This is a genomic window from Kordiimonas aestuarii (assembly GCF_025574465.1).
Lineage (GTDB): Bacteria > Pseudomonadota > Alphaproteobacteria > Sphingomonadales > Kordiimonadaceae > Kordiimonas > Kordiimonas aestuarii.
The window spans coordinates 1-18,358 of the sequence record NZ_JAOBPP010000011.1; the positions used below are offsets into that span (position 1 = coordinate 1).

Genomic DNA, 18,358 nt, shown 5'->3' on the forward strand with positions numbered 1-18,358 from the left:
AACAAAAAGGGGGAGCCGGTTGGCTCCCCCAGTTTTCTTGGTGCTTATTACCGAGATGGCTTATGCGATATCGATCGCCACCACGATCTCAGCGGAGGTAACGCCTGCCACGAAGATCGATTCGTCATCACTGGTGGTCAGCAACACACCACTTGTACCGTTGAGCGACGTATCGATCATCTCGAGGTCGTCCAGTTCGGTAATCGAGGTGATCGCCGTCAGGTCAAGCGTATCCTCATCAACGTTGAAGCCGTTGATGACGTCGTTGCCATGGCCCGCGCTGAAGATGAACGTATCTGCACCGGCTCCGCCATCAAGCGTGTCGCTGCCAGCATCGCTGGTGAACTCGTCGTCACCGGCACCGCCATACATCACATCGTTACCTGCGCCACCCGTGAGCGTATCGTCACCGGCATCGCCGTTCAGTGTGTCGTTACCAGCATCGCCAGACAGGTCATCGTTGCCGTCACCACCGGAAACAACGTCATTGTTGGCACCACCGGCCACAACGTCGTCACCAGCACCGCCGTCAAGCGTATCGTTGCCTGCGTCACCCATCACGCTGTCAACACCAGCGCCGCCGTTGATCACGTCCGCGCCTTCGTTGCCGTTCAGCGTGTCATTGCCTGCACCGCCCCAGATGGTGTCGTCACCAAGCTGACCGGTAACCACGTCGGCACCTGCACCAGCCCAGATAAGATCATCACCGGCCGCGCCATAAGCAAAGTCGTTGCCGTCGCCACCCCAGAGAGTGTCGTCACCAGCGTTGCCCGAAAGCGTGTCGATGCCGGCACCGCCGAAGATCAGGTCGTCGCCGTCGCCGCCACGGAGAGCATCCGTGCCGCTGTCGCCGCCGCCATAGATCGTGTCGTCGCCGTCGCCGCCGTCAACGTCGTCGTTGCCGTTGCCAGCACCGATAACATCATCGCCGTAGCCGCCCGTAACAGTGTCATCACCGTTACCAGCCCAGACAGTCGAATCACCATCGGTGTTCGCGCCCGTGCCGGAAGCAATGCTGTCATCGCCCGTGCCGCCGTAGATCAGGTTCGAACCGTTACCACCGGTGATCGTGTCGTCACCAGCACCGCCACCAATGGTGTCGTCGCCGTTGCCGCCTGCAACAACATCGTTGCCTGCGCCAGCCCAGATAACGTCATCACCTGCGTCACCGCTAAGCGAATCAGCACCGTTGCCGCCGTTGAGCGTGTCGTCACCAAGACCACCGTCCATGGTGTCGTCGCCGTTGTTGCCAACAAAGCGATCGTCGCCGTTGCCGCCGTCAAAGTCTTCGCTGTCTGCGTCGCCTGTGATCGTCGAACCGGTTTCAGCCGCATCGTAGTTATAGTCTTCAACAACCGTTGTCGTAACGTCCATCGAGATGGAAACGTCGTCGTTCGAAACGTCTGTCAGCGTGATCGTGAACTCATCATCAACGTTCGAGCTTTCGTTCGCAAACGCGGTCGAGGCTTTGAAGCTGATGCTGTCGATGTTGCCATCGCTGTCCGTGTCAAGCGCGGTGATCGTGCCGTTGTCAACAGCAACCGTGTCGCCGTTTGAATCAACTGCCGTACCATTGATCGCCGTGATACCCCACTCGGTACCCGCGGTCGCCGTCGTGACAATCGCGTCCGCTGAGGCGTCCCAAACCAGAACGTCGTCATTGTAGTTCGAACCCGTCGCCGAAGCGCCAGCCACTGCAGAGAGGCTGTTCGAGATCGAGAAGTTAACGTCGTCGTTCGAGCCCATGTCGATCGTTACGTTGTCTGCCTGGAACACTTCAACGTTCGTCACCGTGTCAGCGTTGCCGTCGCCGTCAAGGTCAATCGTGACCGTGCCGCCCGATACCGTCAGGTCCGTCGTCTCGTCGATAGTACCGTCGATGACAAACGTATCGTCGCCAAGGCCGCCGTCTACAACGTCCTGGCCTGTGCCATCGTTGAAGACGTCATCGCCGTTGCCGCCGTCCATCGTCTCTGTGCCGGAAGCGCTGCTGGCATTGCCGCTCGAGAGCGTGTCATCGCCTTCACCGCCGATAAGGCTGTCGTCGCCGTTGCCGCCGGAAATGTCATCCGCGCCGTCACCGCCGTCAACTGTATCGTCGCCCGTGCCGCCCGTCAGAACGTCGTCGCCCGGACCACCATAAACTTCGTCGTTACCTGCGCCGCCGTCGACTGTATCGTCGCCGCCGTTGCCAGATACCTTATCATCGTTCGCACCGCCGGAAACATTGTCGTTACCGTCGCCACCAACGAGGCTGTCATCGCCTGCGCCGCCCGACAGTTCATCGTCGTTCGCGCCGCCTGTCAGCGTGTCGTTGCCTGCCTCGCCATAAAGCGAGTCATTACCTGTACCGCCAGAAAGCTGATCGTTGCCTTCAGCACCATACGTGACATCGTCATCCGCCGTGCCGAAAATCGAATCGTTACTTTCCGTACCGAAACGTGTGTAAATAGCCATAGTGTTCCTCCTAAAAGCCCTTCGAGGTCGATTTCACGGGTGACGAACAGACCACCCCCCTTGACACTCGCTAACTATATAAGTTGCACATTGTCAACCAGATACGCACTAAAACAGTCGTTTTAGCGCATCTTGTTGCAATTTAACCCAATCATTTCGCATCGTTATACATATTCGACCGAAATTTAACTCATTACCAACATCTTATTTTGACGAGCGTGTTACAAAGGTTACAGGTGCTACACGAATTAGGCGAAATTATGCTCAAGTGCGGCACCACCCGTCATTATCACAAGCGCAGGATAACCCCCGCCGACACTGCAATCTGATACAGCAGGCCAACAACATCCTTTGCCAACTGGAAATTCTTGGTCTGAACCCGCGGCAGAACAAAAATCTCATCCCCCGGATTAAGCTCTATCCGTCGGCTGTCGAGATCGCCATTGTCGAGCTTGTCGAAGGTCCCGTCGCGGTGCAGTATAAGCACATTGGTGCTGCCGCGCGTCTGTACAAAACCACCCGCCATATCGATATAATCCTGCGGAGTACGTTTTTCGGCAAAAGCCATCGCGCTCGGGAACAGGACATCCCCATGCACCATGACGAGATTGCTCCGGCGCGGGATGCGGATGATATCGCCGGCTTCCAGCAGGATATCATCGCGAATATGGTCACCGCCAGCAAGCGCTACCTGCCCCCTTGGCTCGATGTCCTTGGCGCGCGCAACCCACTGCATGACCAGTTCCGCCTCACGTTGGCGCAGTTCCGCTTCCTCGTTGGTTTTGGACCGCGCGGTCAGAACGCTGCTTTCCAGTGCCTGCAACTGGGCCATCAGCATTTCTTTCTGGCGTACCTTCACACTTTTGCGGAACAGCTGGATCGCGCCCTTTTCCGCGTTGGGTGAAAATTCAATCTTCGCCAGAACATCAGATAGTTTTGCCCCATAGGGCAGGATATATTCCTGACGACTCTGGTGTTCCCCTTCCACACGCACCGCGATCGTGCCCGGCATCTTGTCGGAGGTCGCCTCGATCACATCCCCGGCCTCGACGATGACATCGTCCAGTTTGCCAAGGGAGTAGTATTCCACTTCCTCTTTGATGCGATTGTTGCGATGAACACGAACATGAGTTGCCCGCGAGGTTGGGCGCGCCATTTCAAGGATCTTGTGCGCGGAGACCGGGCTTTCGCTGAATTCAAATACAAACGGATTTTGCACAAGGCCGAGTACGCCAACCTGGGCCTTCACGCTCTTCACCAGAATGGTGTCGCCGTCAAAAAGCTGCTGCGCCGGCAAACGGCCCTCAAAAATAAAATCATAGAGATTGAAGGATTTGACAACCTCGCCGCGGCGCAACAGTTCAAGGGCGATAAAGCTACCGCGCGCCGGATCTATCCCGCCCGCCAGGTCAAGAAAGCGGAGCACACTGTCAGAAGAATGGCCCGCGTAAAGCCCCGGCTTGCGAACAAACCCGGTAACAAAGACCTTCACCGGCTCGGCCTCCGCAAGGGACGCGTAAACCCCGACATTATTCTTATAGACTGTTTGCACCGCCTCGGTGATCAGTTCGTTCACGTCGGCATTGCGCACACCGCGCACCTTCACAGGCCCGACCTTCGGCAAAAAGATGTTGCCCTGATTATCAACAATCAGGCCACCCTGAAAATCAAAGCCACCCCATAGCTGAATGGCGATCTGGTCGCCGGTCGCCACGCGATAGTCCGGATTAAAGCCGGTAAATTGCTGCTTGGAAAACTGTCCGTCGAAAATCCAGTCACCAAAGACCCGGTGCCCTTCAAGGGCGCGTGTTTCGCCCGTCTGGGCGGGCGAGGCATTCTGGCTGATAGCCTCCATCTGTGCGTGCGCACCGGAAACCGGAGACAGGCACCACATCATAAGCAGCAGCGCCGCGGCAAATGCCCGGCGTAAGGTGGCCTGGAAAGAGCCCGCGCTCAGGCTGGTTCTGATCATGTGTTTATTCTTATACATCACGGTGTTCCCTTACCGTCGCAACAACCAGTGCTGTGATACCGTATGCGAGGGTCATCAGTACAAATATTGTCAGCAGCATATAAGCCCGCCGCGGGTGGGCGGCTTCCTCAGGCAGTGATGCAGCCTGTACCACCACCAGATGCTTGAGCTTGCGATAGGCGTCCACCCGGGTCTGCTCAAGCGTGGCGAATGCGGACTTATAGACATCCATCGCAAACTGCAGTTTAAGCTCAAGCTCTTTGTAATCCAGATTAACCTCACCAAGCGTCTTTTCGTTGGTTTTGCCGGTGGTCAGCTTGTCCTGCTCTTGCGCAAGCTGCTCCTCGATCGCGGCAATACGCGACCGCATGGAGACAACCTCAGGCGCTTTTTCATTGAGATAGCTTGTCAGTACCTTTTCCTCGGCCCGCAGGCGAACAAGCTCTGCCTTGAGGCCCGACATCACTTGCTGGAAGGCCTGCCCCTCTGCTTCAGGACTCAGTGTCTGGTACTGCGATTGAAACATCAAAAGCGCGCGCTGGCGCTCCTGCAGTTCAAGCCGTGCACGATCAAGCTCGCCTTCCACGAAGCGGATTTCCTTCAGGGCGATATCCTGGCCAACCTTGTTGATAAAGGCCTCGCCCTCAACAAGGATATGCTGCGTCAGCTTCATGGCATATTCAGGTGTGAACGCCTCCGCCTTGATGCTCAGGATGCCGCTTGACTCATCAAGCTCCAGCTCAACATGGTCACGGTAATAGTCAAGAAAATCCTCCTCCGAAGCGCTACTCGGCAGGCGGGAAAGAAAGTCGGCTTCCTCCGTCTGGTAATGTTCCCTCAGGCTGATCTTTTCTTCCAACTGCATCAACATGTCATGGGAGTGCAGATAGCTTTGCAGCAGTGCAATATCGGGCGTGGTCGTCGCTGTACCTGTCAGCACCGAGAGCGCCGAAAGCTCCGTCGCCTGCTGCATCTTGACCGACTTGACATAGACCTGCACTTCAGGTGCATAGCGGTCCGACGCGATCAGCATGTAATAGAGAAAGCATATAAACCAAGCTACAAGCACCCAGAAAAAGGGCTTCTGCGCCTTGAAAAAACCAGCCGCGCGGCCGATCCGTTTAGTTTCTAATTCCACGAACGTTTCCACCCTCAGTCACCGGAGGTGTATCCACCGTTTTCGACTGGTTATTATCGACCGTCACCGGCCTGTTATCGACAGACGCCTTAAACGCTTGGATAGCATCCCGTCGATTGTCGTACAATCGACCAGATTGACCATCGAGCACAAGTATATAAGCATACTCCCTGCCTATTTCTTTTGGCTTGCCCGTCGCGAGAATGATAGAGGACTGCGACATTTTTTCAGCCATTTTCTCCTCAAACCGCTCCTTATTGGGCAAATTATTGAAACTGGGCTTACCGTCCAGCAACATGATATCGAAAGAAAAGCTCAGGCTGAGCGCCACGTTCAGCAGCCGCTGCTCGGGCTGGCGAAGCATCTCAACCGGGTTGCCAAATTCGCGCTCGAACCCCGTCAACTCATGGACCTGCTGCTGAATATCATCAAAATCGCGCACCCCCTGCACACGGCAGAGGAACCGCAGATTTTGCGACAGCGTCATCGACCGTTCGTACCGCATCTGGCCAAACGGCCAGGAAATTGTGCCTGCCCGCCTGATCTTGCCTCTGTCGGGATAGTCCACACCGCCGATCAAATTCACAAGCGTGGATTTCCCGCTGGCTTCGCCACCAATGATGGCCAGGTTGCTGCCACTGGGCACCTCGAACGAGAGATCACGCAGGACCCGCCGTCGCCCACCTTTCATCAAAAAAGATTTTGTCAGTCTGGTTACTCTGATCATGCCGCAACAATCTGCCGCCAGCGCAACCGGTAACACGCCATGGCAAGCGCCCAGAGACAGACGAGCCAAATGCCGTAATACCGAAGATCAAGCACCGGGCTGGTATAATGCGAGAACCACATTTCCCGAATCATCTCCATCGGATGCACAAGCGGATTATAGGACAGGTAGGTCCGGAAGGGTTCCGGCACGATGGTCATCGGGAAAAATACCGCGGACAAAAACAGAAGCGGCAAGTTGATAAGCCCGGTGATCTTGTCCATTTCCTTGGCAAACGAACCCAGTACACAAAAGATGATGCCCAGTCCAAAGCCAAAAAGCATGATCAGCGCAAGGCCAGCCAGGGTTTCGATCAAACGGTCAGGCACCGGATCATAGCCTACCCACGCAAGCCCCAGCGATATCACCACAAGCGACAAAAGAGCCGTCACACTCGTCAACAGGATGCGCGCGAGCATAAGGTCGAACAGGCTGACCTGCCTGAGCGCCTTGAACGCGCCGATACCGCGGCCCGACGTATTCACATTCTGCAGACTTTGGGTAAAAAGCACTTTGAAAGGCAGGAAGGAGGCGAGAATAAAAAGCGGCGGATCAATAAAACCGAACTCGCCACGGCCGCGCGCACCGAAAATCAGCATGAACACAAGGATCATCATTATCGGTTCAATCAGAGCCCAGACGACACCCAGTTTATAAGCGCCGAATTTACGGTACATTTCCCGGACTGCAAGTGCAAAGACAACACCCGACTGCACCGCGAGAGCAGACCGGACACGGTGTCCAAACTGTTGCTCCCGCGTAACCAATGCTTAGTCTCCGTGTTTGTAAATCCCGGCATAGCGGCCATGTTCATCAACCGCGACAAGGAACTTCACCTCGTCAGCACGCATTGTGCTCTCTGCCTCGTCTACAATAACATTCTTGCGGATGACAGAGAATTCCTTGCTCATGCACTGGTGTGCGGCAACTTCACGCACTCGGCGGGTCACCCGAAGAGCCACACCAAGCTGTCCTTTTGTCACAACACCAATGGGCTTCTTGTCGTCATCCACCACAACTGCGACGCCCGCAGGCCCACCAGCCATTTCAGCGGCAAGCTCCAGCAACACCATCCCTGGCGAGACCACAGGCACGCTTGAGGTCAGCATCACATCTTCCACTTTCATCAACAGGCGGCGCCCAAGCGACCCGCCTGGATGATACCGGGCAAAATCCTTGGCGTGGAAGTCACGAAGCTGCATCAGCGAGATCGCAAGCGCGTCACCGATCGCAACCGTCACCACAATAGAAGTGGTCGGCACCAGATTGTTCGGGCAGACTTCTTCCGCAATTGGAATTTCAAGCACGACATCAGATGCCCGGCCAAGGGTCGAGGATTTGGCACCGGTGATGCTGACGATCTTGTTGCCAAACGCCTTCAGGGACGGCAGCAACTGAACAATTTCCTGCGTTTCCCCGGAATAGGAGATCAGCAGGAGCGTATCGTCGGCGGTGACCATACCAAGGTCACCGTGGGATGCTTCAGCTGGGTGCAGGAAAAAAGAAGGCGTGCCGGTGGACGCTAGTGTTGCGGAAATCTTCCGCGCGACATGACCAGACTTACCCATACCAATAACGATCAAGTGCCCACGGGTTTGAAGCGCCACGCGAATGGCTTCCCGATAGGTATTTTCGTCATAGGTTTGGGAAAGACGCTCAAGCGCCTGCCCCTGCTTCAGGAAACTTGCACCAATATTTTCAAGAGTATCGTTTAGATCCGCCTTCACACTGTTGGGAAGGTCAATGATATTTTCGCGAGATTGAGTCTCGTCTGCGGAGCTTTTCATATAAGATCCCCAAGCTCTTGTATTTGTTATTGCCCGACCAGATTGCCAACGCCTAGCACTACAAAATACAAATGTGGCAATTTGGTGCTTTTAAGGTGTGTCCGGAAAAATCGCCGCAAGCTATCACAGGGCTTTTTTATTCTCAACTGCCAAATTCGGCCGTCTCGATAATTCACACTGCCCTTACATGGAACGCCTGCTTAAACCGGCTCATACCCCCCTTGTGACCATTGAAAACGTCTTGCCCAAGAATATAACGAAACAGGAAAACGCTACCACAGTCTTACTACAATATACTGAACGGAAACAAAAATCCTTCGCGTTATCAGCCATATATGAATAGAGACACTTTCTTCTCAGGTCAATTTTGCATGTTAAATTTTAATTAATAATTTTTTTAGGTAGTTTGCATCGTGCCCAAAGAACCGAATTTGTCACTCATGTTAAAAGTCACTTGGCTGACAACGTTAAACCGTTTGAAAGCCGGGGACGGTTTTGCTACGTGAGGCATGAACACAAGATGAACGGCGCTTTAGCGGCGCACAGTCCGGAAGGCGGGAGACGGAATGCACGCTGAAACATCGCTGGGGTCAACGGCCACCATGGCGCGCCTCAACGTCCTTTTCCTGCAAGGGTTGGCGACCCCTTTTTTTGCCCGCCTTGGCGAGAAGCTTGCCGCAGATGGGCATACTGTTCACCGGCTCAATTTCTGTGGCGCCGATTGGATTTTCCGGCATGACCGGCTCAATAACATCATCCAGCACCGGTTTTGCGGTAAAATGCAAACGTTGCCCGCTTTCTACCGGGATTTTTTCAGCCGCAAACGTATCGATGTCATTATTCTGTTCGGCGACTGCCGTCCAGTCCACCGCGTTGCCTGCGAAGCAGCACAAGAGGCGGGCACCACAGTATATGTGTTTGATGAAGGCTATATCCGTCCCGGTTTTGTCACGCTTGAGCTTGGCGGCAGCAATGGCTATTCCAGCATGCCCCGCAGGATTGCCCCGATTGAAGGCCTGTTTACCCGGCGTCCGGCGCGCCATGGCCCCGACCTGCCGCCCGTAGCCACCAACATGGGCAGGCGCGCCCGCATGGATATCGCGGGGCACGCCGCCAATCTAATGTATAAGGTGCGCTTCCCTGACTACCGTGGGCACCGGCCCGCAACATTGGATGCGGAGGCCAAGGGCTGGTTCCTGCGCATCCTGCGCACAGCACGCCACCGCCGCGCCGACCGCGCCACCGCCACCCGGTTCGAGCAGACAGACAAGCCTTTTTTCCTCGTCCCCCTGCAACTGAACAGCGATTATCAGATCCGCGTGCATTCACACTATGGCGGCGTTGTGCCTTTCATCCACGAGGTGCTCTCCTCCTTTGCCGCCCATGCACCTGCGGAGCACAACCTTTTCTTCAAGAACCACCCTCTTGATAACGGCATGATCGACTATCGCTCGCTGATCGCCGACATGGCTCGGGAACTGAAGCTTGAGAGCCGGGTTTTCTTTGCTTCAGGTGGTGACCTTGAAGCGATGGTGCGGAGCGCACGGGGCGTAGTTCTCATCAACAGCACGGTCGGCTACGCAACATTGCGCCTTGGCACCCCTATGAAGGTGATGGGCACTGCCCTTTATGACCTGGAGGGCCTGACCGATCAGCGTTCGCTTGATACCTTCTGGCAAAACCCCACTCCGCCACAACAAAGGCTTGCGGACGAATTCCTCACTGTTGTAAGGACATATACGCAAATTCGGGGTGACTTCTTCTCAGACGCAGGCATCGCGCTCGCAGTTGGGGAAGCCGTCAAGGTCATAAACGGCGAAATCCCCCGCCTGCCCGCCGCCTGAAACGCGTCAGGCCTGACCGGCTATTCTTATTTCGGGTAAAGTGGTGACTGTGGCTATATTTCTGACAGCATTTGTCCTCGTGATCCTGCCGCTTCTTCTCGAGGCTAAAGTGCATGTGGGCTTTCGGTGTGAAAAAGGGCCCCGGCACCCGCTTTTTTATGTCCTCACTCCTGTTGTCTCGGGCATCACCTATATCAGTTTTGCCGTGCTGCTGGGCCACCCGGTTATTGCCTTCATTGGCTGGATGTTCATCTATGTCAGCCTGACCGCTGTTTCCAACCTGAAGAATGCCGTACTTGGTGAACCACTTTGCGCTCCGGACCTTGAAACCACGCGCCACCTGTTCATCTACCCTGAATTTTACGTGAATTATGTCGGCTCCGTCCGCTTCGCATCGATCCTCGGCGGCTTTTTCCTCGCCATTCTCCTGAGCTATATTTTCGAGACTTCCTTCGCCAGTCACCAGACCCTACTGCCAAGCTGGGCAGCGTGGCTTGCTGGTGTCATCGTCTGGTTTGGTGGGGTTTTCCTGTTGGCCAGGCTGACGGCAAGGTTTTTCACCCACAAGCGGGCGCGTGCACTGGGCCTGAAGTTCGACATCAACCCCGATACCGCGCGTTTTGGCTTTTTCCCCCTTATGCTGCTTTACGTCCTGCTGTTGCTGGACAAAAGTGAAAAAGCCGCGCCTGACAGCGCGCCAAAGACACTGACGCATGACGACAGACTGCCAGATATCATTGCCGTGCAGGCCGAGAGCTATTTTGACCTGGACCGGCTCTACCAGCGTATTGAAGGCCATGAAAACCATACGTGGGCTGCGCTCGAACGACTGAAGGAAGCCGGGGCCACCACCGGGCCGCTGGCGGTTGCCGCATGGGGCGCATCCACCATGAAAAGCGAGTTTTCCTTCCTGAGCGGTATCGCGAATACCGCACTGGGTATTGACCGCATCAACCCCTATCAGCGGGCAGCACACACCGGCGTGGAAACCATTGCCATGCGCCTGCGCGCCAAGGGCTATCGCACCGTATGTGTGCACCCGGCGCGCAAGGAATTTTTCCGTCGCAGCACTGTCATTCCCAAGATGGGCTTTGACGACTTCATCGGCCTGGAGGCTTTCGGTGATGGCCAGCAATTTGGCCCCTACATCTCTGACGCGGCGCTGGGCGACAAGGTGGAAGCGCTGATGGCCGACCATAAAGCACACTGCGACCAACCCATTTTTGTGTTCACCATCACGATTGAAAGCCACGGACCATGGGAGGCCGGGCGCCTTGCCAACTGGCTTGATGAAGAGGCGGCAAGCGGCGCTGACCCCAGCGGCGATCGGTCGTTCGCACTTTACCGCACGCATATGGACAATGTACTTGAGCTGTTTGCCCGGTTGGGTCCGCAGGCCACACTGTCTGAGAGCCGCCCACGCACCATGGTGCTTTATGGTGACCATCAGCCCGCGCTGCGAGACCTGTTTGACCGGCACGGCCTGACAGATGAAGCGGTCGACTATATCCTGTGGCACAGCCACACCAGCGCCGGTGAGCATGGCCCGCTTAGGGTGGAAGAGCTTGGCGACAAACTGCTTGAGATCGCGGGTTTTCGTACTGCCCGCTAGAAGCGTCAGCTTTGCAACAGCCCAATCATCTCCTCGCGGGCGAGGCGGGTTTCCGGCATATCAAGCATCACCCAGCAATGGAACATATCCTGATACTGGCGGAAACTGTATTTAACCCCGGCGGCGGCCAGCTTGTCTGCGAACAGTTTGGCGTCCGGCAGCAGGATATCCCGCGTACCCATCAGGATATGGGTTTTGGGCAAACCTTCAAGCTTGCCGAAGGTGGGGCTGATGCGTGGGTCTTTAACGCCCCAGTCGCCAGCATAGCGGCGGCCCGCTTCTGCAAGCCCAACCTGCGTGAGCCAGGGGTCGCTGGCGTCAAGCGCTTTGATATCCGGGTTTTCCATCGACACATCCACCCATGGGCTGACCAAAATCATCCGGCGGGCGGCACATTTACCAAATTCAGCCACTTCGGCCTGGGCCAGCGCGACCGCAAGGCCAGCGCCAGCACTGTCCCCGACAAAATGGATATGCATGCCCTCAACCCTGTCATCAAGGTGACGGTACACCTTGCGCACAAACGGTAAGGTAATCGCGGCGTCATGTTCCGGTGCCAGCGGATAGATTGGCACCGTGACCTGCGAATGCGTGCGTGCCGCCAGATGCGCGATAAACTCCCACTGCTGTGGCAGTATCTCGCCCACATAGGCGCCGCCATGCAGATACAGGAGATGCTGCCGCACCGATGTGCTTTTTTCTCTGAGGGTGATTACGGGGAAGCCGTCAACCACCGTTTCCGTGATTGTAAAATACTGCGCAAGGTCCTTGGGCGGCTGGTAATTATCCTGCTTGCGGCGCTTCGCGATATCCTGATAAAACGCCTCAACCGTCGCGCGGTTGCGCTTTTTGCCCATCAGTTTCAGCATCAACACCCAGTATCTGGACTTCAAGCTCGCCATACATCCCCCGCTTGTTCTTGTAGCGCCATACTGGCAGTTAGTGTTTCGCTCGCGCAAGAAAATCCGGCACTCTCACATTAAATTCATACGAGCTTCCATGCCATTAGATGATTAGGCACGCTGAATTCTAAAATTTTAACAATTGTTCAGCCTCTGCCCGCCCTTGTTTCGCGCAGGTAAACCGGCAGGTCGGTGGGGATAGGCTTGATAGGGATCTGGTTCAGCATGTCGCCGACAAAACCACGGTGATACTGCGTGTGGGTCGCGAGGTGCAGCAGCATCTCGGCCCGAGTCATCTCACCCTGCCCGCCGTCGACAAAGTCGAAGGTGATCACCTCGTCAAGTGCTGCTTCACTCACGCCTTCGGCATAGTCCACATACCACGCGTCCAGCGCCTGCTGCTTTTGCCACAACTTCGGCACGCTGGGGCAGTCCGCCGTGTTGCGGCTGGTATAGTTGTGGCGAATGCCCGTCAGATGCGCGCGGAAGATATCGTCAATGACATACACATGGTTGAGGGTAAAGGCGATGGAGCGGAAGTGTGTCTTGCGTTCGCGCGTCACCTGCTCCTCAGGAGCATCCAGCACCACCTCATACGTCCGCGCATTGGCCCACGCACGGTAGCGCGTCATCATCACAACGGTCTCTCTCAGGCTCATTCATCTCTCCTCACCTCATAAACAAAAAAGGCCGGGGAGAACCTCGGCCTTTTCTATGTCTCTCAATGCTGCCACGGATCAGGCTTTGCCGTTTCCGTTCGCGCTCAGGTATCCGTTTTTCTCCAGATACTCGATGATCTTGTCCGCGCAGTCTTCCGCACTCATCTCATCGGTTTTCACGTGGATGTCGGCGCTTTCAGGTGCTTCATAGGGGCTGTCATAGCCGGTGAAATTCTTGATCTCGCCTGCCTTGGCTTTTTTATACAGCCCCTTGGGGTCGCGGCTTGCGCAGACTTCAATCGGCGTATCAACGAAGACTTCAACAAACTCGCCGTTGTCCACGAGGCCACGCACCATGTCGCGCTCGGCCCGGAAGGGGCTGATAAAGCTGGTCATCACCATCAGGCCCGCGTCGATCATCAGCTTCGACACTTCGCCCACCCGGCGGATATTTTCCACCCGGTCGACATCGGTGAAGCCAAGGTCGTGGTTCAGGCCGTGGCGCACGTTGTCACCGTCCAGCACATAGGTATGCCGGCCGCGCGCGAACAGGCGTTTCTCAATGATGTTGGCAATCGTCGACTTGCCTGAGCCCGAAAGGCCCGTGAACCACAGGATGGCCGGGCGCTGGTGCTTCAGCTCAGCGCGTGCGGCTTTGTTCACATCGAGCGCCTGCCAGTGGATGTTCGACGCACGGCGGAGCGCGAAGTCGATCATGCCGACACCCACGGTGGTGTTGGTCAGCCGGTCGATGATGATAAACGCACCGGTATCGCGGCTGGTGTCGTAAGGATCAAACGCGACACGGCGGTCAAGCGAAATGTTGCACACGCCAATCTCATTGAGGTCCAGATGCTTGGCGGCCGTGTGTTCCATGGTGTTGACATTGACCTTGTGTTTGAGGTCCGTCACCTGCCCTGGTACAAGCTTGTTGGCGGTTTTGAAAATATAGGGCCTGCCGGGCAGCATTGGCTCGCCCGACATCCAGATGATCTTGGCTTCAAACTGGTCAGCCACCTCTGGTGGGTGGTCCTTGCCCGCAATAATGTCCCCGCGGGAGATATCGATCTCGTCCTCAAGGGTGATGGTCACGGCTTCGCCGGCAACCGCCTCGTCAAGGTCACCGTCATAGGTGACGATGGATTTCACCCGGCTGGTCTCGGCGCTTGGCAGCACCTTGATCTCGTCACCCGGCTTGACAGTCCCCGCCGCAATGGTGCCGGAGAAACCGCGAAAATCAAGGTTCGGGCGGTTCACCCACTGCACCGGCAGGCGGAAGGGCGCAGAGGCGCGCATGTCATCAACCTGCACCGTCTCAAGGTGGTGCATGAGGGTCGGGCCGTCATACCATGGTGTGGCGTCTGACTTGGTGAGGATATTATCGCCCCGAAGCGCGGACAGCGGGATCGACCTGATTTCCTTGAAACCGAAGTCTTTCGCAAACTCGCGGTATTCTTCCTCAATCTCGTTCAAGACCTTCTGGCTATAGTCCACAAGGTCCATCTTGTTCACCGCCAGCACGACATGCTTGATGCCCAGAAGCGAGGCGATAAAGCTGTGGCGGCGGGTTTGCGTCAGCACCCCCTTGCGCGCGTCAATCAGCAAAATCGCGAGGTCAGCCGTGGAGGCACCCGTCGCCATGTTGCGGGTATATTGCTCATGCCCCGGCGTATCAGCGACGATGAACTTGCGCTTGTCGGTGGAGAAGAAGCGGTAAGCCACATCGATGGTGATGCCCTGCTCGCGCTCAGCCGCCAGGCCGTCCACCAGAAGCGCGAAGTCAATCTCCTGTCCCTGGGTGCCAACCTTCTTGCTGTCGGCTTCAAGCGCCGAGAGCTGGTCTTCGAAAATGAGCTTGCTGTCATACAGCAGGCGACCGATGAGCGTGGATTTACCGTCATCCACGCTGCCGCAGGTGATAAAGCGCAGCATGGATTTCTCTTCCTGCGCCTTGAGATAGGCGGTGATATCTTCAGCAATGAGGTCAGATTGGTGGCTCATTAGAAATACCCCTCTTGCTTTTTCTTCTCCATCGAGGCGGCGCTGTCATGGTCGATCACCCGGCCCTGACGCTCGCTCGATTTGGTGAGAAGCATTTCCTGTATCACTTGTTCAAGCGTGTCGGCGGTACTTTCAACCGCCCCCGTCAGCGGGTAACAGCCCAGCGTGCGGAAGCGCACCATCTTCATCTCCGGCGTCTCACCGTCGCGCATTGGCATGCGCTCGTCATCCACCATGATCAGTTGACCGTCGCGTTCCACCACCGGGCGTTCCTTCGCCAGATACAGCGGCACAATGGGGATGCTTTCAAGGTGGATATATTGCCAGATATCAAGCTCGGTCCAATTGGAAAGCGGGAAGACACGGATGCTCTCCCCCTTTGCCTTGCGGGTGTTATAAAGGCTCCACAGTTCAGGACGCTGGTTCTTCGGGTCCCAGCGGTGCTGCGCGGAACGGAAGGAGAAAATACGTTCCTTGGCGCGGGACTTTTCCTCGTCGCGCCGCGCGCCACCAAAGGCTGCGTCAAAACCGTATTTGTCCAGCGCCTGTTTCAGGCCCTGTGTTTTCATCACATCGGTGTGGTAGGCGGAACCATGGGTGAACGGGCCAACGCCCTCTTTCACGCCTTCCTCATTGATGTGTACAATCAGTTCAAGGCCAAGGTCTTTTGTCAGCCTGTCGCGAAATTCGATCATCTCGCGGAACTTCCACGTGGTGTCCACGTGCATCACCGGGAAAGGCGGCAGGCTGGGGTAAAATGCCTTCATCGCCAGATGCAGCATTACCGCACTATCCTTGCCAATGGAATACAGCATCACCGGATTGTCGGCTTCGGCCGCAACCTCGCGCATGATCTGAATGCTTTCAGCCTCAAGCCGCTTCAGGTGAGTAAGCGTTTTTGTCATGAAATCCGCACCAATATTTAAAAAATTTTAGACCTGCTAAGCCTCAGGGTTTTAAAGATGGGGCGGGTGTAACGCAAGGATAAGAGCTTTGGGAAATTATTTTTTCTTTTCTCGGCAGCCAGCCGAAGTTTATTAGTATATCTTTCCTATTTATCGCCATATCAAGAATTTTATTGCGCCATGAAACAAAAACCGCCCTCTACATTTCAAAAGCTGGCTCCGGTGTGCGCCACCCTGTGCCATATCTGGCCTCCGTCACCGCCTCCGGGTCGCGGGGCGCCGGGAATTTTTCGCCTTTAAATTCCATCTCGCCGATCGGCAGGAAAATGCTGGCATCTTCCTCATAAATCTCCAGCCGACGGTGCGGCCAATATATCTTTCCATCCTTGTGCCCAAGCACAAACAGGTCGATTGTCACCTCAGACTGCGAATAATGGATGATGGGTTTCGCGCGCTCCACCGGCTTGCAGGGGACCCCGTTTTCATTGAGAAGGGCGACAATTCTGTCGCGTTCCGCCACAAGGTCATCCGGCCCGACACCATCAACGATAATGGCCGTATCAAGATCATCGTCGTGCGGAATAAAACCCTTTTCGCGTATCGCGCCCAGAAGTGTGCCGTACATCAGCATGGGCTTCAGTCCAAGGGCGCCCAGCGCGTCGCGGAACTGAACAAGGTCCGCCACCATTTTTTTCTCATCACGTTCCGACAGCGGGATATGCATGCCATGCTTGGTGAAACTCAGCCGTGCGGCGTAGTTTACCTGAGGCGCGACAGTGGTCGAACCCGCCAGCGCCTCATCAAGCCAGGCCTGACTGTTTCGTAAGATGCGCACCAGCGGCCGCGCCAGACTCCGGCAGCGGTACAGCGTGAACAGTTTGGCAAAAAGACCAGCATATCCCGCGGGCAACTTGTCCCCGGCCAGCATATCCACGAACGGCCGCACCGCCATGATGGCATGATAAATTTCACCGTGGTCATACAAGGTCCGCCAAACGTTGCCGTCATCGCTGACCGATATCCGCGTCAGCATGGTGCTGTCAGCATTGGGGCGGTTGTGGTTCCATACCTTTATCCCGTTGAAGGATTTTCTTTCGCCAAGGTCCATGATTCGGACGCCCATCGTGCCCCCAAGATTGGCAGCAAATGACACGCTGTCCACATAGCCCCCGAGCCAGCTTTCCGGCTTGCACGCCGCCCGGTCAGCGGCATGTACCACATCGCCCTCGCCCGGTCCGTTTGTGAGGTACAGCCCGCCGATACCACCACCGGACGAATCATACGTGCGGACCCTGATATACCGCGCTTTTGTCTCCGGTACCGAGATGTCCAAACCGGCCTCCGGCGAAAAACCGAAATCCGACACCGCACGGGTGACCACATCAAGGGCACTGACCAGTTGTCGTGCCGCGATTACCCCGGACGGCAAGCCCGCGACACCACAAAAGCGCGCAATCTGCCATCGGTGGCGCAATCTGCGCCAGCGGGCAGCAAAGGTATTTTTCTTCCGGCGCCTGAGGTCCGCGATATGCACATCATCCAGCAGTGCCGAGAGGCTGGCCATCGCCTGGAAAAACCACTGGTCAAACTCGGGCAGGTCTTCAACCCGACACAGCCGCCGCATCGTTTTCAAGCTGGCAAATGCACTTTCAACCTTGCCCCAACTGTAGGCCTTAAGCTCGGCGGTTGGCTGGTAAAGTATCACCTCGCCCTGCTCGCCCATGCCGCGTATCCGCAGCGTCTCTGCCCTGTAAGCACGCTTCCCCAACCGATGATAAAAATAGATATGGCTTACGCGCACCCCGGCTGGGAAATCCGCCCGCCACCACGGCCGGGCTTCAAGTTTGCTATGTATATTCATGGCAAAGCGCGCGCCGGTTATGGCCGCCGACGGGTCCGGCCTGCTGTCATGCACGCTGCTTTGGCTGCAGGCCGCAAACTGCGAGACATCCTGCAAACCCACCTTGTTGTCCAGGTAACCGATGAACTTGACCGACGAGAAGTTCAACAGTTCAGGGCGCGGCTTGGTAAGGTCGAAGATAAACGACGTACAAGGCTCATTCACCGGTACCGAGACCGGAAACATGGAACCGATGGCCGAAACAAGGGGCCTTGGGAACAGCCCTTTCAAGGCCTGCCTGTTCGAGCGGGAGAAAAAATCCCATAACTGCACTCGCGTAGCTTCTAGGGTCGCGTCAAAGCGGCTGCTTGCGCTCATTTTTTCGTTCATTAAAAAAACCTGGCTGCTTTTAGTAAAATGACATTTTTATTTACATTATTTTACAGTTTCTTTACAACACAAGTGAACCGACAAG

The 18,358-nt window shown here is 56.0% G+C and carries 13 protein-coding genes; 2 read left to right on the top strand and 11 right to left on the bottom strand.

Annotated elements, in window-relative coordinates; genetic code table 11:
* Window positions 1-60: 60 nt before the first annotated feature.
* The 6 genes from OEU85_RS01915 to OEU85_RS01940 all read right to left on the bottom strand — a co-directional run bounded on the left by OEU85_RS01915 (window position 61) and on the right by OEU85_RS01940 (window position 8,120).
* Window positions 61-2,457 (bottom strand): calcium-binding protein, encoded by a 2,397-nt coding sequence (locus OEU85_RS01915; RefSeq protein WP_262689455.1) that lies wholly within the window; start codon window positions 2,455-2,457, stop codon window positions 61-63.
* A gap of 289 nt (window positions 2,458-2,746) precedes the next feature.
* Entirely contained in the window at window positions 2,747-4,429 is a 1,683-nt protein-coding gene (locus OEU85_RS01920) for a polysaccharide biosynthesis/export family protein (protein ID WP_262689742.1), read from the bottom strand.
* 10 nt (window positions 4,430-4,439) lie between these two features.
* Window positions 4,440-5,567: a hypothetical protein gene (locus OEU85_RS01925; RefSeq protein WP_262689743.1), complete on the bottom strand. Its 1,128-nt coding sequence runs from the start codon at window positions 5,565-5,567 to the stop codon at window positions 4,440-4,442.
* Window positions 5,551-6,294, bottom strand: a complete 744-nt coding sequence (locus OEU85_RS01930; protein ID WP_262689744.1) for an ATP-binding cassette domain-containing protein — start codon at window positions 6,292-6,294, stop codon at window positions 5,551-5,553. Before OEU85_RS01930 ends, OEU85_RS01925 begins: the two co-directional genes overlap by 17 nt.
* On the bottom strand, window positions 6,291-7,100 hold the full coding sequence (locus OEU85_RS01935; protein WP_262689745.1) for an ABC transporter permease: 810 nt from the start codon (window positions 7,098-7,100) through the stop codon (window positions 6,291-6,293). Before OEU85_RS01935 ends, OEU85_RS01930 begins: the two co-directional genes overlap by 4 nt.
* Before the next feature lie 3 nt (window positions 7,101-7,103).
* Window positions 7,104-8,120, bottom strand: coding sequence for a KpsF/GutQ family sugar-phosphate isomerase (locus OEU85_RS01940; protein WP_262689746.1), 1,017 nt, complete (start codon window positions 8,118-8,120; stop codon window positions 7,104-7,106).
* Window positions 8,121-8,686: 566 nt separating this feature from the next.
* Between OEU85_RS01940 and OEU85_RS01945 the strand changes: the two genes are divergently transcribed.
* Together OEU85_RS01945 and OEU85_RS01950 are read left to right on the top strand one after the other, a co-directional pair.
* The gene (locus OEU85_RS01945) at window positions 8,687-9,964 is read left to right on the top strand and encodes a capsule biosynthesis protein (protein WP_262689747.1); all 1,278 of its coding nucleotides are present in this window, start codon (window positions 8,687-8,689) and stop codon (window positions 9,962-9,964) included.
* Between the two features lie 49 nt (window positions 9,965-10,013).
* Window positions 10,014-11,576, top strand: coding sequence for an LTA synthase family protein (locus OEU85_RS01950; protein ID WP_262689748.1), 1,563 nt, complete (start codon window positions 10,014-10,016; stop codon window positions 11,574-11,576).
* A gap of 5 nt (window positions 11,577-11,581) precedes the next feature.
* On the opposite strand, the gene OEU85_RS01955 is transcribed toward OEU85_RS01950, so the two are convergent.
* The 5 genes from OEU85_RS01955 to OEU85_RS01975 form a co-directional block, all read right to left on the bottom strand.
* Window positions 11,582-12,478, bottom strand: a complete 897-nt coding sequence (locus OEU85_RS01955; protein WP_262689749.1) for an alpha/beta hydrolase — start codon at window positions 12,476-12,478, stop codon at window positions 11,582-11,584.
* Window positions 12,479-12,624: 146 nt separating this feature from the next.
* Window positions 12,625-13,137: a DinB family protein gene (locus tag OEU85_RS01960; protein ID WP_262689750.1), complete on the bottom strand. Its 513-nt coding sequence runs from the start codon at window positions 13,135-13,137 to the stop codon at window positions 12,625-12,627.
* Window positions 13,138-13,215: 78 nt separating this feature from the next.
* On the bottom strand, window positions 13,216-15,138 hold the full coding sequence (cysN, locus tag OEU85_RS01965; protein WP_262689751.1) for a sulfate adenylyltransferase subunit CysN: 1,923 nt from the start codon (window positions 15,136-15,138) through the stop codon (window positions 13,216-13,218).
* Window positions 15,138-16,043 (bottom strand): sulfate adenylyltransferase subunit CysD, encoded by a 906-nt coding sequence (gene cysD / locus OEU85_RS01970; RefSeq protein ID WP_262689752.1) that lies wholly within the window; start codon window positions 16,041-16,043, stop codon window positions 15,138-15,140. The genes cysN and cysD overlap by 1 nt, the downstream gene beginning before the upstream one ends.
* Before the next feature lie 199 nt (window positions 16,044-16,242).
* On the bottom strand, window positions 16,243-18,261 hold the full coding sequence (locus OEU85_RS01975; protein ID WP_262689753.1) for a LicD family protein: 2,019 nt from the start codon (window positions 18,259-18,261) through the stop codon (window positions 16,243-16,245).
* Between the last annotated feature and the right edge of the window lie 97 nt (window positions 18,262-18,358).